Origin of the sequence: Campylobacter sp. P0085, assembly GCF_002139495.1 — a bacterium.
In the GTDB taxonomy this organism is placed as follows: domain Bacteria; phylum Campylobacterota; class Campylobacteria; order Campylobacterales; family Campylobacteraceae; genus Campylobacter; species Campylobacter devanensis.
Map to the genome: position 1 here is coordinate 289,093 of NZ_MJKB01000001.1, position 20,865 is coordinate 309,957.

Annotated in this window: 20 protein-coding genes and 1 pseudogene; 14 read left to right on the forward strand and 7 right to left on the reverse strand. The window is 33.7% G+C overall.

Annotated features, from left to right (window positions below; translation table 11 throughout):
* The first annotated feature begins 3 nt into the window (after nt 1–3).
* The 6 genes and pseudogenes from cybH to CIGNP85_RS01535 all read left to right on the forward strand — a co-directional run.
* Nucleotides 4–681 carry a Ni/Fe-hydrogenase, b-type cytochrome subunit gene (gene cybH / locus CIGNP85_RS01510; RefSeq protein ID WP_086286705.1) on the forward strand — a complete coding sequence of 226 codons (678 nt, stop codon included), beginning with the start codon at nt 4–6 and terminating at the stop codon, nt 679–681.
* A complete protein-coding gene (locus CIGNP85_RS01515) occupies nt 682–1,221 on the forward strand; it encodes a HyaD/HybD family hydrogenase maturation endopeptidase (protein ID WP_086286706.1) in 540 nt (179 codons plus the stop codon).
* Nucleotides 1,218–2,657 (forward strand): hypothetical protein, encoded by a 1,440-nt coding sequence (locus tag CIGNP85_RS01520; RefSeq protein WP_086286707.1) that lies wholly within the window; start codon nt 1,218–1,220, stop codon nt 2,655–2,657. The genes CIGNP85_RS01515 and CIGNP85_RS01520 overlap by 4 nt, the downstream gene beginning before the upstream one ends.
* Nucleotides 2,644–4,866 carry a carbamoyltransferase HypF gene (gene hypF, locus CIGNP85_RS01525; protein ID WP_086286708.1) on the forward strand — a complete coding sequence of 741 codons (2,223 nt, stop codon included), beginning with the start codon at nt 2,644–2,646 and terminating at the stop codon, nt 4,864–4,866. The genes CIGNP85_RS01520 and hypF overlap by 14 nt, the downstream gene beginning before the upstream one ends.
* 40 nt (nt 4,867–4,906) lie before the next feature.
* Nucleotides 4,907–5,662 carry a hydrogenase nickel incorporation protein HypB gene (hypB, locus tag CIGNP85_RS01530; protein WP_086286709.1) on the forward strand — a complete coding sequence of 252 codons (756 nt, stop codon included), beginning with the start codon at nt 4,907–4,909 and terminating at the stop codon, nt 5,660–5,662.
* Nucleotides 5,662–5,742, forward strand: a pseudogene (locus CIGNP85_RS01535) (HypC/HybG/HupF family hydrogenase formation chaperone); the annotation flags it as partial. The gene hypB and the pseudogene CIGNP85_RS01535, both read left to right, overlap by 1 nt.
* 164 nt (nt 5,743–5,906) lie before the next feature.
* Here CIGNP85_RS01535 and CIGNP85_RS01540 read toward each other — a convergent pair.
* Entirely contained in the window at nt 5,907–6,986 is a 1,080-nt protein-coding gene (locus CIGNP85_RS01540) for an HNH endonuclease family protein (RefSeq protein WP_086286710.1), read from the reverse strand.
* Nucleotides 6,976–8,055 (reverse strand): adenine-specific methyltransferase EcoRI family protein, encoded by a 1,080-nt coding sequence (locus CIGNP85_RS01545; protein WP_086241143.1) that lies wholly within the window; start codon nt 8,053–8,055, stop codon nt 6,976–6,978. Before CIGNP85_RS01545 ends, CIGNP85_RS01540 begins: the two co-directional genes overlap by 11 nt.
* Nucleotides 8,056–8,278: 223 nt before the next feature.
* On the opposite strand from CIGNP85_RS01545, the gene CIGNP85_RS01550 reads away from it, so the two are divergent.
* The 6 genes from CIGNP85_RS01550 to hypA are packed head-to-tail and all read left to right on the forward strand — an operon-like array spanning nt 8,279 to nt 12,751.
* The gene (locus CIGNP85_RS01550) at nt 8,279–8,557 is read left to right on the forward strand and encodes a HypC/HybG/HupF family hydrogenase formation chaperone (protein ID WP_086241144.1); all 279 of its coding nucleotides are present in this window, start codon (nt 8,279–8,281) and stop codon (nt 8,555–8,557) included.
* 6 nt (nt 8,558–8,563) lie between these two features.
* Nucleotides 8,564–9,592 carry a DNA cytosine methyltransferase gene (locus CIGNP85_RS01555; protein ID WP_086286711.1) on the forward strand — a complete coding sequence of 343 codons (1,029 nt, stop codon included), beginning with the start codon at nt 8,564–8,566 and terminating at the stop codon, nt 9,590–9,592.
* Complete coding sequence (locus CIGNP85_RS01560; RefSeq protein WP_086286712.1) at nt 9,571–10,326, forward strand: Eco47II family restriction endonuclease; 756 nt, start codon at nt 9,571–9,573, stop codon at nt 10,324–10,326. Before CIGNP85_RS01555 ends, CIGNP85_RS01560 begins: the two co-directional genes overlap by 22 nt.
* Nucleotides 10,326–11,414 carry a hydrogenase formation protein HypD gene (gene hypD / locus CIGNP85_RS01565; protein ID WP_086244750.1) on the forward strand — a complete coding sequence of 363 codons (1,089 nt, stop codon included), beginning with the start codon at nt 10,326–10,328 and terminating at the stop codon, nt 11,412–11,414. The genes CIGNP85_RS01560 and hypD overlap by 1 nt, the downstream gene beginning before the upstream one ends.
* Entirely contained in the window at nt 11,415–12,398 is a 984-nt protein-coding gene (gene hypE / locus CIGNP85_RS01570; RefSeq protein ID WP_086286713.1) for a hydrogenase expression/formation protein HypE, read from the forward strand.
* An 11-nt stretch (nt 12,399–12,409) separates the two neighbouring features.
* Nucleotides 12,410–12,751 carry a hydrogenase maturation nickel metallochaperone HypA gene (hypA, locus tag CIGNP85_RS01575; RefSeq protein ID WP_086224132.1) on the forward strand — a complete coding sequence of 114 codons (342 nt, stop codon included), beginning with the start codon at nt 12,410–12,412 and terminating at the stop codon, nt 12,749–12,751.
* On the opposite strand, the gene CIGNP85_RS01580 is transcribed toward hypA, so the two are convergent.
* The 5 genes from CIGNP85_RS01580 to rpsO all read right to left on the reverse strand — a co-directional run bounded on the left by CIGNP85_RS01580 (nt 12,752) and on the right by rpsO (nt 16,459).
* Nucleotides 12,752–13,774, reverse strand: coding sequence for a hypothetical protein (locus CIGNP85_RS01580; protein WP_086226474.1), 1,023 nt, complete (start codon nt 13,772–13,774; stop codon nt 12,752–12,754).
* Nucleotides 13,774–14,811 (reverse strand): tRNA preQ1(34) S-adenosylmethionine ribosyltransferase-isomerase QueA, encoded by a 1,038-nt coding sequence (gene queA, locus CIGNP85_RS01585; RefSeq protein WP_439097963.1) that lies wholly within the window; start codon nt 14,809–14,811, stop codon nt 13,774–13,776. Before queA ends, CIGNP85_RS01580 begins: the two co-directional genes overlap by 1 nt.
* Entirely contained in the window at nt 14,783–15,529 is a 747-nt protein-coding gene (gene tatC / locus CIGNP85_RS01590; RefSeq protein WP_086243038.1) for a twin-arginine translocase subunit TatC, read from the reverse strand. The genes queA and tatC overlap by 29 nt, the downstream gene beginning before the upstream one ends.
* Nucleotides 15,529–16,077, reverse strand: coding sequence for a Sec-independent protein translocase protein TatB (gene tatB, locus CIGNP85_RS01595; protein ID WP_086226472.1), 549 nt, complete (start codon nt 16,075–16,077; stop codon nt 15,529–15,531). The genes tatC and tatB overlap by 1 nt, the downstream gene beginning before the upstream one ends.
* Before the next feature lie 109 nt (nt 16,078–16,186).
* The gene (rpsO, locus tag CIGNP85_RS01600; RefSeq protein WP_086224655.1) at nt 16,187–16,459 is read right to left on the reverse strand and encodes a 30S ribosomal protein S15; all 273 of its coding nucleotides are present in this window, start codon (nt 16,457–16,459) and stop codon (nt 16,187–16,189) included.
* Nucleotides 16,460–16,653: 194 nt separating this feature from the next.
* Between rpsO and ileS the strand changes: the two genes are divergently transcribed.
* Nucleotides 16,654–19,407: an isoleucine--tRNA ligase gene (ileS, locus tag CIGNP85_RS01605; protein WP_086286714.1), complete on the forward strand. Its 2,754-nt coding sequence runs from the start codon at nt 16,654–16,656 to the stop codon at nt 19,405–19,407.
* Nucleotides 19,408–19,503: 96 nt separating this feature from the next.
* Nucleotides 19,504–20,865: an Asp-tRNA(Asn)/Glu-tRNA(Gln) amidotransferase subunit GatA gene (gatA, locus tag CIGNP85_RS01610; RefSeq protein WP_086286715.1), complete on the forward strand. Its 1,362-nt coding sequence runs from the start codon at nt 19,504–19,506 to the stop codon at nt 20,863–20,865.

Sequence of the window (20,865 nt, forward strand, 5' to 3'; positions counted from 1 at the left end):
GATATGAAAAATAGTAAAAAACATATCGCTGAGTATGAATTTAGCATAGGATTACGCCTTACGCACTGGATTAGAGCTATATCTATTGTGGTTTTGAGTGTGAGCGGATTTTACCTAGCTTATGTATTTGTTAGTCCTGCTATAACAGGTGAGCCTATAAATTTTATGAATGCTAAATGGCGTGCTGTTCATCAAATAGCTGGATTTATACTAATAGGTTGTTTTATCTTTAAGACATATCTATTTTTCTTTGATAAGCAAAGCCATATAGAAAGAGTGAGTGTAAGGAATTTTCTAAGCCCAAAAATTTGGATAGAGCAGATCAAATACTATCTATTTTTAGGCAAACACCCGCATATTCAAGGAACCTATAATCCACTACAATTTGCCTCTTATATACTCTTTTATATTGTGCTTTTTGTGATCTGCTTGACTGGCTTGATTTTATATGTTAATGTATATCATGAAGGACTTGGAGGGTTGCTTTATACGCCTATGAAAGTTATTGAGGCTTGGATGGGTGGCCTTGCTAATGTGCGTCAAATTCATCATATTGCTATGTGGATTATCTTTATTTTTGTGGTAGTTCATATCTATATGGCTGTATTTAACGCTATAAAAGGCAAAGATGGTGCTATGGATGCGATAATCAGCGGCTACAAATTCCCAAAAGAGAAGTAGATGCGTGTCTTAATCCTAGGTATAGGAAATGTAATGTTCGCCGATGAAGGAGTCGGCGTACATTTTGTTAAGATGATTGAGAATAACTTTAAATTTAACTCCAAAGAACATAATTTAAAATTTGTAGATGGCGGTACTTTAGCAAATCATTTAACTCCGATAATGGCTGATAGCGATTATTTAATAGTCGTTGATTGTATCGATGCTGATGGTGGGCAGATAGGAGATGTATATTTCTTTGATTTTGATGATATGCCAAAGAGCATTAATTGGTCTGGTTCAGCACACGAAGTAGAGATGCTTCAAACTATTGAAATGATGGATTTAGTAGGCGATAGACCGCAAACTAAAATAATAGGTGTAATACCTAGAAGAATTGTTCCAATGAGTTTTGAGCTTAGCGATGAGATTAAAAAATCTACGAATTTAATGGAAAAAATAATCTTAAAAGAGCTTTCAAATTTAGGTTTTAGCTATGAAAGGATAGATGATAAAGGTGTGCAAGATATGGCTGATGAGTGGAAAAAGGAGCAATTTTGATACTTTGCTTTGAATTTAGTTGTGCAAATGATGGTTCGGTTTTAGCGTTTTTTTTAGATTTTTGGGCTAAAAAAAGTGCTTTAAAATACTCCATTACAGCTCAAAATAGATCTATAAAATTATATGTAGAAGGCAATGAAAACGAGCTAGCTAAATTTAGCGATGAGTATATAAATTTAGTTCCGCACTCAGTTTTTATTGAAGAGTCCAAGGTTAGTTTAGCTGATGAATTACCAAAAAATAGCGAATTCGAGTTTGATTTTAGTTTTAAAAATATTACTCCAAATGCTTTAAAATCAGATGAAAATGAATTTGGCTTTAAAAGTGATAATATATTTATAGCTAATGCTATAAAAGATATAATGGCTGGTAAAACTGTAAATTATGATGGTTATGAGATATCTAAATTTAGTAGTTTTGATTGTGATTATATACTACCAACAAATCTTAAAAATGCAGCTAAAATTTTTGTATGCGATGAAAAATCTCTAATCGCTCTTGCTAGTTTTGAAAAGCCGGTTATAAATTTGCGTACTAATGCGATATATCGCAGTAATCATAAAGATGCACCACTATATTTTGATGTTAGAAGCGCTTGGGATATCAATGTTTATAAGATCACTCAAGCCCTAAGTGAAAATGGGATAAATTTTTTATCTATTAAAAGTTTAAAAAATGATATGAAAGTATCAATCTTAGACGAGAGAATTTTAATTATTAGATCTGGAGAGTTTATAAAAACTAAAGAGATGGAGTTTATAAACTCATTTGATGATAAAAATTATGCTCTTTTTGGTCTTTGTGTAAGTGAGTTAGGTGTAGCAAATTCTACAATCGCTAGAGTATTTTTAAGTCAAAAATATAGCGATTTTATCAAAGTTTATAAGGGTGAAGATGTATTTGATATGCTTAGAATTAATTTACCAAAGAGCTTTGAAGAAATTTGGCAAAAAATTTCCGAATTCGATGGTGGCGATAGGTTACTTGCAAACTATCAAAAAGAGTACAAGCTACCAAATGGTACTATAGATTTACCTAATAATTTTTATTCGCTATTTATGATAATTGATCAAATTCTAGGATACAATGGCCAAATTTTAAACTACGCTAGGGATTATAGCGGTTTAAAAGGGGTAAGAATTGATTATAAGATGAGTAGCAAGAGCGAATTTGATTGGGTAAGAGCTATTAGAAGCACGATGAGTTTTAGGCTAGCTGGCGCAGATGCGAAGAATATTAGCTTTGGCTGTTTGGAGAGTTTGGCATTTTTTTTAAGTGATTTTGGTGATATTTTAAAAGATGAACTAGAGTGCGAAGGTATGATATTTAGCGGAAATCTCTTTGCTAATCCTGTAATTGCAAATTTGGCTTTAAAGTTTTGTAATTCAAATTATAAAAGTAAATTTAGCGGACACTATCCACTTGAGATCAATTAAGATTGAAGTTTTTGGGCTGGTTCAAGGTGTTGGATTTCGCCCTTTTGTCTATTCATTAGCTAAAAATCTTGAGCTAAATGGAACTGTATTAAATGATTCTAGCTGTGTGAAAATTGAGCTTTGTGGCGATGAGAAAAATATTGATGAGTTTATATCTAAGCTTAAAATAAATTTGCCTCCACTAGCTAGAATAGATAATATTATTATTAGCAATAGCGATAAAAAATATGATGATTTTAATATAATTAGCTCGCAAGAAAGTTATAAATTTGCACCTATTTTACCTGATTTTGCTATATGTGATGAGTGTAAATCCGAATTAAAAGATCCTACAAATAGACGATATAATCATCCATTTATTAACTGCACAAACTGCGGCCCTAGATTTTCTTTAATTAAAAGCTTGCCATATGATAGAATAAATACTACAATGGGCAAATTTAATATGTGCGAACAGTGCCAAGATGAGTATAAAGACCCAGCCAATCGCCGTTATCATGCTCAACCAGTAGCATGTAAAAACTGCGGTCCAAAGTTAAGCTATAAGAGTTTAGATGGCAAAATTCTTGCAAATGATCAAGAGGCTCTTAAAAGATGTATAGATGATTTAAAAGATGGCAAAATCATAGCTATTAAAGGAGTTGGTGGATTTCATCTTGTTTGCGATGCTCTAAATAGCAAGGCTGTATCATCTCTAAAAGAGCGTAAAAGGCGTCCGCATAAACCTTTAGCCATAATGTGTAAAGATCTTGATATGGCTTGTGATTATGCTTATATTAATGAGAGTGAAGCTAATATTTTAAACTCGAATTTAAAACCTATTGTTTTATTAAAATCCAAAAATAATCTACCTAAGTCAATATCTAGTAGCGTAGGAAGTGTTGGTATATTTTTACCGCCAACTCCACTACATATAATGCTATTAGATAGATTAAATTCTCCAATTATAGCCACTAGCGCAAACCCAAGCAAAGAGCCTATTTTAACAAACTTTGATGAGCTTGCTAGCAGACTTGGTAGTGTGTGTGATTATGCTCTTGATAATGATAGAGATATTGTAAATCCAAGCGATGATAGCATCTGTTTTGAGCTATTGTCAAAGCCAATTTATCTTCGAACTTCTCGTGGGTTAAAGCCTAATATTATACCTTTAAATTTAGGATTAAAAGATGTGCCAAAAGGGTGCTTTTTAGCGCTTGGGAGTTTGATGAAAAATCAATTTGCTATCTATAAAGATGGCCTTATCTTTAGCTCTCCATATATTGGCGATATGGGCTCTTTAGCAGTGATTAAAAGATTTGATGAGCTGCTAGAGAGTTTTAAGAGTATTTATGGGTTTGAGTTTGATTTTATCATTGGTGATGCTCATCCGCATTTTGGATTTGTAAATAATTTTAAAGATAAAGAGATTTATAAGGTTTATCATCACCATGCTCATGCTCTTAGTGTAATGTTAGAAAACGGCTTAGATTGTGAAGTTTTAGCTCTTAGCTTTGATGGAACTGGATATGGCCAGGACGCTACTATATGGGGTGGCGAAGTGCTAAGATGTAAAGATAATGAGTTTAAAAGAGTTATGCATTTTGATAATTTTGAGCTTATTGGAGCAGATAAAGGGATAAAAAATATCTACTATCTAGCTTACGCAATAGCAAAAAAATACAATCTAAACTCACCAAAAATAGATGCCATAGTGCCTCAAATTCAAAAATCTAATCTAGATAAAATCTTAAAAAATAGATTAAATATAGTAGATACTAGTTCGCTTGGTAGAATTTTTGATGCATTTGCTGCAATTGTGCTAACTTTGCCAGTTATTACCTATGATGCGCAAGCCCCTATGATGCTTGAGGCTTTATATGATGAAAATATAAATGCGGCCTATGAATTTGAAATAGATAAAGATGTAATTAATTATAAAAATGCATTTATAGGCGCTTTAAATGATCCTATGAAAGTAGCAGCTACTGCTTTTATAAATGGAATTTCAAATTTAGCTCTAAAGATTGCTAAAATGCATAGCCTTCCAGTTGTTTTATGCGGTGGAGTATGGCAAAATAGAGCTTTGTTAAAAAGAACTATATCTGAGTTTAGACGCCATGATATTAAATATTATTTGCCAATGAATGAGCCTATGAATGATTCTGGCATTGCTATGGGGCAGATTTACTTTGGCTTAAATCTGCTTAGATATAATACTAAGATTTAATATATAAGATTATTAATTGTTTTAAAATTAAGGAGATATTATGTGTAAAGATTGTGGTTGCAGTATGGGTGGATCGCATCATCATAGTCACGATGATCATCATAATCATCACCATCACGGTCATCATGACCATCCGGTGTTAAATGAAAAAAAGACTATTGAAGTAGTAGAAAAAATATTAAAAGATAATGATCACGAAGCTGCTCACAATAGAGCGCATTTAGACGAATGTGGGCTATTGTGTGTGAATTTGATGAGTAGCCCGGGGGCTGGGAAAACCACGCTTTTAGAAGCTACTATAAAATCAAGTGGCCTAAGAGTTGGGGTAGTTGAGGGGGATTTAGAGACCAATATGGATGCTAATCGCATTATAAACGCAGGCGGCAAGGCTCATCAGATTAGCACCGGCCAAACTTGTCATTTAGATGCTTTTATGGTACATAATGGCTTACACCACTTACCGCTTAAAGAGCTTGATTTGGTATTTATAGAAAATGTTGGAAATTTAGTTTGCCCAGCTAGTTATGATGTGGGTGCTCACCTTAATGCTGTATTAATCAGTGTGCCAGAAGGGAGCGATAAGGTGGCTAAATATCCTGTTATGTTTAGGGCGGCTGATATAGTGGTGATAACGAAAACTTCGCTATTAGAGCATTTTGATTTTGATATCAATGAGGTAAAAAAAGAGGCCAAAAAACTAAATCCAAAAGTTGATATAATAGAAGTCGATAGCAAAACAGGCCTTGGCATAGATAAGTGGATAAATTATCTAAAAATGAAAAAGGAATTAAAATAATGTGCCTTAGCATACCATCAAAAGTAATATCAATAGATGAGAATAACTTTGCCGTTGTTGAAACTCTCGGCGTTAAGCGTGGATAGAGTTTATCACTGAGCAAAAAGCCTTGCTAAAAAAGTAAATTTCTAGGGAATTCTAGAATTCTTAGTATTTTTTTCTTGGGGGTGCGGGGGTTTTCTTTTTTATATTTTCTAGGAATTCTAGAATTTAAGGAATTCTAGTTTGGAATTCCAAAAATCTTTTATTTATCACTTTTACGCCTATTACACTCTTTACACAGCATTTGGCAGTTTTCATCATTTGTTTTACCGCCTTGGCTCCACGGCGTTATATGGTCAGCCTCCATTTGTTCTATTTCAAACTGTTCTTTACATATAGGGCAAATTCCTTTTTGTTTTTCATAGGTTTTGCGTTTTTGACTATTGCTAAAAGCTCTTAAATTTAAATGCCTTTCATCATGGCTTAAAACATAAGGATAAACGCCTTTTTTATTTGTTACTTCATCATCCATCATTAGTTTTTCTAGCTCAGCTTCTAGCTTTTTAGCATCAAGGCTTTTGTCTTTATATTTATTATATAGTTCGCCCCACGCTATACCTTTCATCTCTTTGCGGTATTTTGGAAATTTCAGCTCCACCCACTCTATCACAGCTCTAAAATACTGCCACAGCTCATCGGCATTATCATCTTGCTGATGTATGCTCATATATTCTTCTATTTTGCCATTATTTATCCAGCTTATAGCAGTTTCTAGGTATTCTTGTCTTATAGGCGAGCCACTCATATATTTTTCGCCTATTTTATACGCCACGCAGCCAGTTTTGCTAAATTTTTGCTTTGCCGAGCTTAGCCAAGGTCCAGTATAAACAGCATTTCTTAGCTCTTGATTGCTTAGCTTTTCACCAGCTATATTTATGGTTTTAAACCACTCTAATTTCTCGCTATCTGTCCCATCGCAAATATAAATAAATAATTTATAATCTAAAATTTGTTCTTGTTTATCTTTTGTAAGATTGTGAAAATATATTTCATCTACGCTGAAATTCCCCACCACATATTCACAAAAGCTAATAGTCCTTTGCTGACCATCTAGCACTTCATAGTTATCACCGTTTTTTACCCAGTACATTACATTTAGTGGAAAGCCCTTGCGTATAGTATCAATTACTGCGTTTCTTTGAGCTTCTTTATAGACAAACTCCCTTTGATACTTTGGGCGGATATCTAGTCTGCCACCAAAGGCTACCACGCCTTCTTCATCACTATTTTCATAGCCATTTACTATATCTTTAATTGTAAATTCTTTTAACTCAATTTTCATTTTTTATCCTTTTTATTAGAATTCTATTGTAAGGGCAATTTGATTTACCATTTTTTGTAATTGCTAAATCTGTTCTGCCACGATAGTTTTTTGTAATGCCAATTTCTTTTGCTAGATTGCCAGTCCCAAGACCAATAAGCTCAAATTGCTCTGGGTTATATTTATCCAAAAAAGTGATAGGCACACCCATAACACCATAATAATCGCATGGAATATCAGTGATGTAACTAATATCTATAGCATCGTAATTATCGTATTTTGGATATTCTTGCGGATTGTATTTTTTGTATAAATCTAACTCTTCGTGGCGTTTTTTAATATCAAGGTTTGTAAACCAAGCGCAATTTCTAAATTTTACTAAGCCAGTATTTTCATCATATACACCACTAGCAAATTCTCTTAAATTAACACTTTTAAAATAAGCATTGCCACCTTTAAATCCGTGACCTAACCACAATTTGTTATCTTTTATAAGTGGAAAAATTTCTTTGTAAGAAATAGCATTTAAACTACCGATAATTAGAAATTTTTTATCATACTCTATAAGCTGAGCTACATACTCTCTAAATAGTGAAAAAGGCGGATTTGTTACTACGATATCGGCTTGTTTTAGTAGCTCCACGCATTCAGCAGAGCGAAAATCACCAGCTAAATAGTAAGTTTTGTCTCTCGTTTGGCGTGTCGCCCCCCCCCCACGCAATAATCTAGCTCTTGGCTTTATAATGGCTTTTAGCTCTTCTTTGCTAAGGCTAGATTTGTCTTTCATATCTTCAAGATAGCTTATTGTGACTTTATAGCTTTTCTCCGGACTAATCAAAAATTCTTTATTAGCAATGGCTGAGTCTGAATAACTCGTAGTAATTAGCTTTTTAAGCTCTAAATGGTTAAAATTTAGCACGAAATATTGAAAAAAATTGCTCTCATAAGGGTCGTCACAGTTACAAAAAACTACTTTATCTTTAAAATGTTCTTTGTAGTGTTTAAGCTCGTTTTCTATATCGCTAAGCTGAGTATAAAACTCATCATTTTTAGCCTTTTTGGCATTTCTTAAATTATCACCACCAGCCATTTTTTGCCTTTGTTATGAAGTTTTGGGAGATTAATTTTAGCATAATTTTAAAAATATTATAGAAGTTTTTGTTTATTTTGGAATTCTAGAATTTAGAATTCCAAATTTACGATTTTTGCGTAGTTTTGCTAAAAACTAGCCTTTTTGGTAAATAAAGCGTATTGAAAATTAAAAAAATATTTGCTAGAATTAGTGCTTTTAATGCTTGAAAATAAGGATAAAGATGTGTCTTTCAATACCTTCAAAAGTAATATCAATAGATGAGAATAATTTTGCCATTGTTGAAACTCTCGGCGTTAAGCGTGGGGTGAGTTTGGACTTGATAGCTGAGCCTGTATCGGTGGGGGATTATGTGCTGATACATGTAGGCTTTGCGATGGAGAAGATAGATACCAAATACGCTTTAGAGAGCTTAGAGATTTATAAGCAAATAGCAGATGATATGAATAACGGCAAAATACCATCTGATGAAGGCGATATGGGCTTAGCAGCGTTGAAGTAGAGATTGATGTTTAAAAGTATTGAGTTATTTGCTGGTGGCGGTGGTATGGCTCTTGGATTAGAAAGAGCCGGTTTTGCCCATATAGGTTTGATAGAAATAGATAAATCATCTGTTGAAACTTTATTGGCAAATAGACCCAATTGGAATGTTATTTGTGATGATATTGCTGAAATTTCATCTTGTGATTTAGAGAGCAAATTTAATATAAAAATCAAAGAGTTGGATCTATTATCTGGTGGATCGCCTTGTCAGAGCTTTAGTTACGCAGGCAAGAGACTTGGGCTTGAAGATACTAGAGGAACTCTATTTTATCATTATGCTCTGTTTTTAAAAAAATTACAACCTAAGATGTTTTTATTTGAAAATGTCAAGGGACTTTTAACGCATGATAAAGGCAATACTTTTAAAATAATTTGTGATATTTTTTGCGAACAAGGCTATAATATAGAATATAAAGTGCTAAATGCGCTTGATTATGGTGTGGCGCAAAAAAGAGAGCGATTGATTGTAGTTGGAATTAGAAAAGATTTGCAAGATAAGGTATTTTTTACTTTTCCTAAAAAGCACGATAAAAAGCTGGTTTTGAGAGATATTTTACAAAATGTCCCAAAAAGTCAGTGTGCTAAATACTCAGAGCAAAAAGCGGCTGTTTTTGCCCTTGTGCCTGCTGGTGGGTATTGGCGTGATATAGATCCAAGTATAGCAAAAGAGTATATGAAAACTTGCTGGGATATGGCTGGTGGTAGAACTGGTATTTTGAGACGGTTAAGCTTTGATGAGCCAAGCCTAACTGTACTTACAACACCGCAAATGAAGCAAACTGACAGGTGCCACCCAAGTGAGATTAGGCCATTTAGTGTAAGAGAAAATGCTAGAATTCAATCCTTTCCAGATGAATGGCAGTTTTGTGGCTCTATGGCAGAACAATACAAGCAAATAGGCAATGCTGTGCCTGTGAATTTGGCTTATGAAACTGGTAAAGAGATAATTAAATCATTAAATGGAGAAACGAAGTGGGGCGAGAGTTTATTTTAGACTTTATATCGCAAAGTGATTTTGAAAAACATGTTTTGCAGACTTTAAACGAGTATCAAGAAGTGTTAAAAAGTATTGATTTGAAAAAATTTAATTCAAATATAATCGACCCTATAAAATTGCTTTTTGATAAACATATTTATGTTAAAAGTTATGAAGAGATTATAGCCTTGGAGCTACAAAGACAAAGAGATAAATCAAATAATAACTCTATTAGATATTTTCATCAAAATATTTTTCAGTATATTAAAGGTTGCGAAGTTCCAAAAAGTGGCTGGGATATAGTCTTTAAAGGCGAAAAAAACTCATATTTTGTCGAGCTGAAAAATAAACACAATACCATGAATAGCTCATCAAGTCAAAAGACATTTATGAAAATGCAAAATCATCTTTTAAATTCTAAAAATTCCAAAGATATTTGCGCTCTTGTAGAAGTAATAGCTAAAAAATCAGCAAATGAGCCTTGGATAATAAGTCTTGATGGACAAAGGCAAACTAGCAATGAAAGATTACGCAGAATTTCTATTGATAAATTTTACGAAATTATAACAGGTGATAAATTGGCTTTCAAAAAAATTTGCGAACAATTACCAAAAACTATAGAAAAACTACTAAAGCAAAACCTACATTTGCAACTACAAAAAGATAGTGTTTATAATGAACTTAAAAAGATTGATAAAGATATTTTAACAGCTCTTTATAAGTTAGCATTTCAAACATACGAAGGATTTTAATGGATTTGATAAATAGTTTTAGAGATAAAGATAAGATTTTAGCCTTAAGCCAGATAATCAAGCAAAGAAGCAAAAAGCCATTAAATATCATGGAGATTTGCGGCGGTCATACTCATAGTATAATGAAATTTGGCTTACCACAATTAGTAGGAGAGAATATCAATTTTATCCACGGCCCAGGCTGTCCTGTGTGTATAATGCCTAGAAGTCGCATTGATGAGGCTATAGCGATTGCTAGTATAGATGGGGTGATATTTTGTACCTTAGCTGATATGCTAAGGGTGCCAGGGAGTAAAGGCTCTCTATCCGAGCTTAGGGCTGATGGGGCTGATATTAGGGCTTTATACTCGCCACTTGATACAGTCACAATAGCCAAAGAAAATCCAGATAAAAAGGTTGTATTTTTTGCTATTGGATTTGAGACCACCACGCCTATGAGTGCAGTGGTGGTAAAACAAGCTGTTGAGTTGAATTTACAAAATCTATTTATACATATAAATCATGTCACAGTCCCAGCACCAGTAAGGGCTATAATGAGTGATAAAGATGTGAAAATCGATGCGTTTTTGGGCCCATCGCATGTGAGCGTGATTACTGGTAGTAAAATTTATGAAGAGCTAGCAAATGAGTTTAAAACGCCAATTGCGGTGAGCGGATTTGAGCCTTTGGATCTTATGGATAGTATATTAAATTTAGTCAATCAGCATGAAAACGGCACCCATAAGGTCTATAATGAGTATGCTAGAGTGGTTAGCAAAGATGGTAATTCAAAGGCCAAAGAGCTAATAGATAGATATTTCCAGCCGTGTGATTTTGAGTGGAGAGGGCTAGGCGTTATCAAAGATAGCGGATTAAGACTAAGAGATGAGTTTAGCTACTTGGATGCTAAAAAATATTTTAATGTAGAAGTAGGCGAATCTAAGGAGTCTAAGGCCTGTATCTGCGGTGAGATTTTGCGTGGTAAGGCTAAGCCGTATGATTGTAAGGTTTTTGGCAAGGTGTGTAATCCACAAAATCCTATTGGTAGCTGTATGGTAAGTGGCGAGGGTGCTTGTGCGGCGTATTATAAATATAGCAAAAGAGGATAGATGAAAAAGATATTATTAGCTCATGGTGGTGGTGGGCAAGAGATGAATGAACTCATAAATGGGTTGATTTTTAGGATTTTTGATAATGAAATTTTAGCCCAAAGCAATGATAGTGCGATTTTAAATTTAAGTGGTAAAATAGCCTTTAGCACCGATAGCTTCGTAGTAAGCCCTATTAAATTTCCAGGTGGCGATATCGGTAAAATCGCAGTTTGTGGGACGATAAATGACCTAGCAATGGTAGGGACAAAGCCTAGGTATATTAGTTGCGCTTTGATTATAGAAGAGGGGCTTGGTATTGATGAGCTTAAAGAGATCTTAAATAGTATGAAAAGCACGGCTGATGAGGCTGGAGTTAGCATAGTTTGCGGTGATACTAAGGTGGTTAGCAAGGGGAGTTGTGATAAGATTTTTATCAATACTTCAGGTATTGGAGAGATTATCAAAGAGTCTAGAGTGGGGAATTTAAAAAGTGGTGCGAAAATCCTTTTAAGCGGCGATGTAGGTAGGCATGGTGCTGTGATTTTAGCAAATAGAAATGAGCTAAATTTGGATTTGCGAAGCGATTGTAAGCCTTTAAATAATGTAGTTGAAGCGCTTTTAAATGCTAATATCGCTCCTCTTGCTATGAGAGATGCTACTCGTGGCGGACTCTCAGCAGTCTTAAATGAGTGGGCGAAGGCTTGCGGATATGATATTAAAATCAATGAGGAAAATATCGCTGTAAGTGATGAGGTTATAGGAATTTGCGAGATGCTTGGGTTTGAGCCATATGAGCTTGCTAATGAGGGAACCTTTGTTTTAGCTATTGATCCTAAAGATGAGATTAAAGCGCTTGAGATTTTAAGAGAATTTGACTCAAATGCAAATACTATTGGCGAGATTTTAGATAGTAATAAAGGTGATGTAATTATACAAAATAGCTATGGAGCATCTAGATTTATGGAGCCACCAAAGGGTGAGTTACTACCTAGAATTTGCTAAAAGGAGAGTCAATGCATGAACTAGCTATAGTCCAAGATCTATTTAAATTGTGCGAGACAAATGCTATGAAGCATAATGCTACAAAGATAAATAAAGTAGAGATTGAGATAGGAAGATTAAGCGGAGTAGAAGCACACTATTTACAAAGTGCTTTTGATGCTTTTAAAGCAGATACAATCTGTTCAGACGCTAAGCTTATAATTCATCCAAAAGATATTACGATTAAATGCAACGAGTGCGGTGCTCAAAGTGTGCTTTTAGAAAATGAGTTTCTTTGTCCAAAATGTGGTTCAAATTCGCTAGATGTTATTAGCGGTGAAGATATGTATCTAATGCGTCTAGAGATGGAATAGCTAGCAAATTACGCTAGCTAACTCATCTATAGTATATGGTTGGTATAGTTTTGTATCGCCAAAGCTACTTGCGACATCATCAAAATGAGAATTATCACTTATTATAATAATCTTAAAGCCCTTAATCTTTTGCCACTCTTTGATTAAATTCAACTCATTATATGGAAGTTTTTTAACAATTTTTGCTTGAATAAATAAAAAATCAGGTTTATATAGCATATCTGTTATATGGTTTTTAACACTCTCCCAGCTTGATTCTGGTTGGATATATATCCCAAAAATACTAAGTCCAGCCACAAGAGCAAAAAATCCAGTCTGACTCTCATAGGCTACTAAGGCACTCTTTTGCTCATTTGGTTCGCTGATTTGCGGCTCTTTTAGCTGATGCATTGTAGCGTTAAATGAAAAGATTGAGCTATTGGATTTTACGCTAAATTCAATCTTTGAACCGATTTGTTCAGCATAGCTTGAAGCGATAGAGAGAAATTTATAATTTATATTTCTATTTTTATATTCTAATGCGCTTATAATCTCACTAGTATTCATTTGAGCTGAAGTTTTAATTGAAATTTGATATTCATCTGGATTTTTGGTTGGTTTGATAGTAAATAAAATTGAGCTATTTTTTATGCTTTTATTTACAAAACAAAGAATATTATGAGTTGCATTTGTGATAGCTTTAAAATTTGCACTAAAATACCTAGCTTGTCTTGGAGGGTAGTTAAAGATTATGATATTTTGGTTTTGCGCAGCTTTATCATGAAGTACTCTAAAAAATAACCCCAAGCGCTCGATAATATCACCATTTTCAAGCCTATTATGGAAAAATCTTAAATTTAGTTTAGCTAATCTTTTATCTGATGTACGGATTAGTTTTTGATTTCTATTTTGTACTGGTTTCCTGCTAATTACGATTAGTAGCATTACAAAGAAAAATAGTACGCTAAAAGCGACATATTCCTTAATATCTACACTATTTGCCATTGCAAATTCAGCCATTAAAAGTAAAAATAAAATTCTCATCATATCACCAACATCGCATCACCATAGGAGTAAAATTTATACTCTTTTTCTATAGCTTGTTTGTAAATTTGTTTGACATTTTCTAAGCCCACAAAGCTTGCTACTAACATAATTAATGTAGATTTTGGTAAGTGGAAATTAGTTAATAGATAGTTTTGTCTTTGTGGTGGATTAGCTGGATGTAAAAATAGATCACATAGTCCATCTTTTACTCCAGTTCTATAAAAGTATTCAATACATCTTGTAACTGTCGTTCCTACGCCAAGAATAGGCTTATTGCTATTTATAGTATTTATTGTCTCATCGCTTATAGTATAGATCTCGCTATGCATTTTATGCTCTCTAATATCGCTAACTTCAACACCTTTAAATGTTCCAGCTCCTACGTGTAGAGTAATATATGAGATGTTGTGTTTGTTTTTTATATCTTGTATCATTTGTTGGCTAAAATGCAAACTAGCAGTTGGCGCAGCTACTGCTCCATCATTTTTAGCAAATATACTTTGATACCATATCTCATCGCTTTTTTGATCAGATCTTTTGATATATGGAGGGAGTGGGATATGTCCTATTTGATTTAGAATTTGGTATAAATTTTCTGTTTTAATTTCATTACCATTTTGATTAAATTTAACAATTCGATACTCATCTAAAAGCTCTATAACTTCACAACTTAGCCCATTATCAAATTCTAAAATTGTCCCAGCTTTTACTCGACCTTTAATTAAAGTGCTAAATTTACCTTGGCCTAAAGGTTGATTTAATAATAATTCTACAGCTCCGCCACTTGATTTTTTGCCATAGATTCTAGCTTTGATAACTTTAGTATCATTAAAAATAATATCACAATCTGGTAAAAATTCCATCAAATTACCAAATTTTGTATGCGTTATTTTATTGTTAGAGCGTTGATACACTAATAGATTAGCACTCTCTTTTGGATTAGCTGGAGATGATGCAATTAAGCTAGAGGGAAGCTCATAATCATAACTATCTAGATCAAATATATTATTTTTCATCATCAATTTCTTCTTCATCTATATCTTTTGGTGCTGGATTTACCATTTTAGCTATTAAAATTGATAAAGAATATAGTCCAATTAATGGAATAGCTAGCATAAATTGACTAAGCACATCTGGTGGAGTCATAATCGCTGCAAAAATAAATATCCCAACAATCGCATATCTAAAAAATCCCTTTAAACTCTCATCAGTAATCATACCAATCTTAGCTAAAAAAAATGTAACAACTGGTAGCTCAAAGCTAATCCCAAAAGCCACTACAATCTTAGTAAAAAACCCTACATAATCACCAATGCTAGGGAGCGCTTGAAATAGTGTCCCACCAAAATTTATAAGAAAAGCAAAGCCAACAGGCACTACAAAATAGTAACAAAACGCAGCCCCTACAATAAACATAATTGTAGCGCTTAGCACAAATGGAATCACATATTTTTTCTCATTTTCATATAGTCCTGGAGCGACAAAAAGCCAAAATTGCCAAAAGATTATAGGCAATGCAAGCAAAAGTCCAGCAAAAAATGCTACTTTCATCGCTGTAAAAAATGGTTCAGCTACTTGAGTAAATATGATGTTGCTATTATCTGGCAATACAGCCTTAAGTGGCGCAGTCATAAAATCAAGCAAAGGCGCCCAAAAATTAAAACATATAATAAAACATACTATAACTGATAATGCACTAATTAACAAACGCTTTCTAAGCTCGATTAAATGCGGTCTTAAATCTTCAAACATTATGCCTCTTTTGTGTTTTGAATTTCATTTTTTAGCTCTTTTTGGTTAGAATTTAGGTTGCTATTTATGCTATTTAATGAGCTTAAATTTGGTTTTGGAGGATTGCTTATATTTGCTGGATTATCAGTTATTGTATTTTTGGGTTGTTGTGATTGATCTTCTTCATCATTAAAGTCAAAACCAGCATTTAATTTATTTATAGGATTTAAATTTGATATCTCATTTTGTATATCAGCTAGTGATTTTTGTGTTGAACCTGCTATATTAGTTACATTGCTTTTTAACTCATCAAGCTCTTCAAATGTTAGCTTTTTTCTTACTCCATCTATGCCGCTAGTTAAGCTATCTTTATACTTTTTAGCATCCTCTTTTAATTCAGCTATTTTTATTTCTTGTTCAAATGTGCTTTTAGCTCCATTTATAGTTTGTTTAAATATCTTAAAAAACTTTGCTATATTAACCATAGCACTTGGTAGTTTATCAGGACCTAAGACTATTACAGCAATAATGGCGACTATTAATATTTCACCGATTCCCATTCCTAGCATAAAAATTCCTAAATTTAAATTTAAGCTAGTATTCTACAATTTTTTTGCTTAATAGATATTGATTTTTATAGTGTATAGAAGTAAAAAAGCCCTAAAAAGGGCTTATGAATTATTTATCTCTTAGACCTAGTTCAGCTATTAATTTAGTATAAGTTTCATATTTAGTAGCTTTTAGGTATTTTAATAGTCTTTTGCGACGACCAACTAGTTTTAATAGACCTAATCTTGAGCTAAAGTCTTTTTTATTTACTTTTAGGTGTTCTGTTAGTTCTGCTATTCTTGTGCTTAGCAGTGCAATTTGAACTTCTGAAGAGCCTGTGTCTCCACTTTTTCTAGCAAATTTTGCAACTATTTGAGCTTTTTTAGCCGTATCTAAAGCCATATTTGACCTCCTGAGCGGTATATAAAATTGAGCGGTGATTATATCATAATAATCAAAAAGTTTGCTTAAAAATAGCATTTGATAGGTTAAATTTGAATTATAAAAATTTATATAGATTAAATTTGGCAATTTTTACTTAAGTTTTATATACTTTTTGCTAAAATCAAAAAATTTTTTACTATTAAAGGTGTTATATGGATTATAAAGATACTCTTTTGTTGCCGGTTACTGATTTTGCAATGAGAGGCAATTTGCCACAAAATGAACCAGCAAGATACGCAAAATGGGATAAAAATAGAGTCTATGATAAGATGAAAAAAGCTCGTCAAAATGCATCTGCGAGTTTTAATATTCATGATGGCCCACCATATGCAAATGGTCACCTTCACATAGGTCACGCATTAAATAAAATTTTAAAAGATATAATAGTTAAAACTCACTACTTTTTTGGAGAGAGTGTTAGATTTACTCCAGGATGGGATTGTCATGGATTACCAATTGAACAACAAGTAGAGATGAAACTTGGTGATAAAAAAAAGAGTATGAGTACCGTAGCTATTAGAAGTGAGTGTAGAGACTGGGCTAGTGAATTTATAGAGATTCAAAAAGCTGAGTTTAAATCTCTTGGCGTCATAGGGGATTGGGAAGATCCATATATGACGATGAAATTTAAATTTGAAGCAAATATATATAGAACTCTATGCGAAGTGGCTAAAAAAGGTCTTTTAATAGAAAGAAGTAAGCCTGTATTTTGGAGCTGGGCTGCTAAAAGCGCGCTTGCTGAGGCTGAAGTAGAGTATGCTGATAAAGAAGATTATAGTCTATATGTAGCTTTTGAATTATCAAAATCAGCATCTAAAGCAATAGGAGTTGAAGATGCTAAAGCAGTAATATGGACTACTACTCCATGGACATTAGTAGCTAATCAAGCAATTAGTTTAAATCCAAATGAAATTTACTGTATTACAAAAGAGAAATTAATTTTTGCTAAGCCTTTACTTGAGGTTTTAGTAGCTCAAGGCATTACAAGTGGAGAGATTATTAGTGAGTTTAATTCGCAAAAATTAGAAAATTTACACGCTATAAATCCACTTAATGGCAGAGAGTCTAAATTTATTCTTGGCGAGCATGTCTTAATGGATGGCGGTACAGGATTAGTCCATACTGCACCTGGTCATGGAGAAGATGATTATTTTGCTAGTCTTAGATATGGCATAGAGGTTATAATGCCAGTTGATGAGGCTGGGCTATATGATGAGACGCTAAAACATAATGGTTTATTGCCAGCAGATGTTGTAGATGAGTTTATAGGTATGCATATATTTAAAGCTAATGAGAAAATTATAGAGCTTTTAGGTGATGCAGTAGTTAAAGTAAGTAAATTTACTCACAGTTATCCATTTTGCTGGAGAACGCATAAACCTGTAATTTATAGAGCAACAAAGCAGTGGTTTATTGCTATGGATGAGCCAAAATTAAGTGGTAAAACTCTGCGTCAGACCGCTCTTGAGGCGTTAAATAGTGTGAAATTTTATCCAGAAGCTGGGATTAAAAGAATATCATCAATGATAGAAAATCGTCCAGATTGGTGTATTAGTCGTCAGCGTGATTGGGGTGTGCCAATTGCATTTTTTAGGATTAAATCTACTAAAGAGGTTATTTTTGATAGTGAAATTTTAGATCATATAGCTAAGATTTTTGATGAAAAAGGTGCTGATGCTTGGTGGAGTATGAGTATTGAAGAGCTATTACCTAATGGATCTAAATTTAAAGCTGATGAATTAGAAAAAATTAGCGATATTTTAGATGTCTGGTTTGATAGTGGCTCAACTTGGAATGCTGTGTTAAATAGCAGTGATTATGACGCTGGTGAATATAGTGCTAGTATGTATCTTGAAGGAAGCGACCAGCATCGTGGGTGGTTCCAAAGTTCTCTACTATTAAGCTGTGCTGTAAATGAAAAAGCACCATATAAAAGCGTATTAACTCATGGATTTACCGTAGATAAAAATGGCGAAAAGATGAGTAAATCCAAAGGCAATGTAATAGCTCCAGATGCAGTTGCTAAGGAATTTGGTGTTGAGATCTTGCGTCTATGGGTTAGTTTAAGTGATTATTCAAGTGATTTAAAAATAGGCAATGATATCTTAAAACAAGTAGCCGAACAGTATAGAAAGATTAGAAATACTATAAGATTTTTACTAGCCAATATTAGCGATTTAAAAGAATTTAATTATGAATTTGGTTTGCTAGATAGATGGATTTTAGGCAAGGCAAGTGCGTGCTTTAATGAAGTTAGTAGCTGTTTTAAAAATTATGAGTATTCAAAAGGATTTAATATTTTATTAAATTTTTTAAGCGGCGATTTAAGTGGTATTTATCTAGATATATGCAAGGATAGATTATACTGCGATGCTGCAAATAGCACTAAAAGAGCAAGTTCGCAAACTGCTATGGCTTTAATAACTAAGGCGCTTTTACCGCTTATTGCTCCAACTCTTACATATACAGTAGATGAGGTTATGGAGTATGCACCTAGTATAATCAAAGATGGTAAAAGCGATGTTTTTGATCTAGTTTATGAACCAATTAAATTTGATAGTGCAATCGATGATACATTGCTTAGAGAGAGTAAAGAGAAATTTAATGAAATTATTGACAATCTAAAAAAAGATAAGCTAATTAAAGCTACTTTAGAATTAGAAATTCAAACTAGCAGTGATTCTATATTGGCTCTTGATAAAGATGAAGTAGCTGATTGGTATATGGTAAGTAATTTTGGAGTATTTAGAGTTGATAGTGATATTTTAGCAGAGTTTGTAGTAGATGATCATAGATTCGTTGTTGCTCGTTCGGCTAAATTTAAATGCCCAAGATGCTGGAAATTTAGCGCTCAAAGTGATGAGTGTCTATGTCCTAGATGTGCTGAGGTGATGAGTGCTAACTGAACCAGTTGGGGTTATAACTATAGTTGTTACAATTGCAGTTTTACTAGCCGTTACTGCTGTAGGAATAATTTTGGTTAATATATATAAGGAGAAAGAGTGATAAGTCTAAAAGAGGCTATGAAGTTAAGCTCTAGCGATCTAGAGCTACTTCGTAAAGAGCTGATTAATAAAATAGAAAAAACTAAAGAGATAGGTGCATATGTTGAGCAATTGACAAATAGTCCAATTGATGAGAGTTTTGCTGGTGTGCCAATTGCTATAAAAGATAATATTCAAGTAAAAAATTGGGCAATTACAAGCTGTTCAAAAATTTTACAAGGCTACAAAGCACCATATAACGCAACTGTAATTGAGAAGCTAATCTTAGCTGGTTTAGCTCCATTTGGTAGAACAAATATGGATGAGTTTGCTATGGGAAGCACTACTGAGAGTTCATATTATGGTAGAACGCTAAATCCGCTTGATCACTCTAGAGTTCCAGGCGGAAGTAGTGGCGGAAGCGCAGCGGCCGTAGCAGCCGGTATAGCTATAGCGGCTCTTGGTAGTGATACGGGTGGTAGCATACGCCAACCAGCGGCGTTTTGCGGTTGTGTGGGCTTTAAACCTACATATGGTAGGGTCAGTCGATATGGACTTAGTGCCTATTCTAGTAGCTTAGATCAGATTGGGCCAATTACGCAAAATGTAGAAGATGCTGCAATATTATATGATGTTATTGCTGGACATGATAAACTAGATAGCACTAGTGCAAATGTAGATTTTACTCCAGTGGCTCCAAATTTAAATCCAAATAGAAAATTAAAAATAGCTGTAATTAAAAACTATGTTGATGAAGCAAGCGCTCCAGTTAAAGATGCATTAAATTCAACCATAGATAAGTTAAAAAATGCCGGTCATGAAATTTGCTATAAAGAGTTAGCTAATTCTAAATATGATATTGCCGCATATTATATCATTGCTACAGCTGAGGCTAGTGCAAATTTGAGTCGCTATGATGGTGTAAGATATGGCAATAGAGCCAAGGCTGATAGCTTAGGGCAGATGTATGCGAATACTAGGGGTGAGGGCTTTGGAGCTGAAGTTCAGCGTAGAATGCTTCTTGGGACATTTGTTTTAAGTAGCGGCTACTATGATGCTTACTATATAAAAGCACAAAAGGCAAGAGCATTTATCAAGCGTGAATATGATGAGATTTTAAATGAAGTAGATATAATTTTAATGCCAGTTGCGCCATCTGTGGCATATAAATTTGGTGAACTAAAAGATCCTTTGAGTGCGTATTTGAGCGATATTTATACTATTGGGGTGAATTTAGCAGGTTTGCCAGCTATCACTGTGCCAGTAGCAAATGATGAGAATGGACTAAATATCTCAGCTCAATTAATTGGTGGAGCGTGGCAAGAACAGACAGTTTTAGACGCAGCTTTAAGCTTAGAGAATATAATAAAAGGAAAATAG

Bases quoted from the DNA above. Each gene is read 5' to 3' on its own strand.
- CIGNP85_RS01515 (WP_086286706.1), top strand. From the start codon at position 682: ATGCGTGTCTTAATCCTAGGTATAGGAAATGTAATGTTCGCCGATGAA.
- CIGNP85_RS01550 (WP_086241144.1), top strand. From the start codon at position 8,279: ATGTGTCTTTCAATACCTTCAAAAGTAATATCAATAGATGAGAATAAT.
- hypD (WP_086244750.1), top strand. From the start codon at position 10,326: ATGGATTTGATAAATAGTTTTAGAGATAAAGATAAGATTTTAGCCTTA.
- queA (WP_439097963.1), bottom strand. From the start codon at position 14,811: ATGAAGAAGAAATTGATGATGAAAAATAATATATTTGATCTAGATAGT.
- CIGNP85_RS01540 (WP_086286710.1), bottom strand. From the start codon at position 6,986: ATGAAAATTGAGTTAAAAGAATTTACAATTAAAGATATAGTAAATGGC.
- ileS (WP_086286714.1), top strand. From the start codon at position 16,654: ATGGATTATAAAGATACTCTTTTGTTGCCGGTTACTGATTTTGCAATG.
- rpsO (WP_086224655.1), bottom strand. From the start codon at position 16,459: ATGGCTTTAGATACGGCTAAAAAAGCTCAAATAGTTGCAAAATTTGCT.
- CIGNP85_RS01580 (WP_086226474.1), bottom strand. From the start codon at position 13,774: ATGAGAATTTTATTTTTACTTTTAATGGCTGAATTTGCAATGGCAAAT.
- hypE (WP_086286713.1), top strand. From the start codon at position 11,415: ATGAAAAAGATATTATTAGCTCATGGTGGTGGTGGGCAAGAGATGAAT.
- tatC (WP_086243038.1), bottom strand. From the start codon at position 15,529: ATGTTTGAAGATTTAAGACCGCATTTAATCGAGCTTAGAAAGCGTTTG.
- cybH (WP_086286705.1), top strand. From the start codon at position 4: ATGAAAAATAGTAAAAAACATATCGCTGAGTATGAATTTAGCATAGGA.
- CIGNP85_RS01555 (WP_086286711.1), top strand. From the start codon at position 8,564: ATGTTTAAAAGTATTGAGTTATTTGCTGGTGGCGGTGGTATGGCTCTT.
- hypA (WP_086224132.1), top strand. From the start codon at position 12,410: ATGCATGAACTAGCTATAGTCCAAGATCTATTTAAATTGTGCGAGACA.
- tatB (WP_086226472.1), bottom strand. From the start codon at position 16,077: ATGCTAGGAATGGGAATCGGTGAAATATTAATAGTCGCCATTATTGCT.
- hypB (WP_086286709.1), top strand. From the start codon at position 4,907: ATGTGTAAAGATTGTGGTTGCAGTATGGGTGGATCGCATCATCATAGT.
- CIGNP85_RS01545 (WP_086241143.1), bottom strand. From the start codon at position 8,055: ATGGCTGGTGGTGATAATTTAAGAAATGCCAAAAAGGCTAAAAATGAT.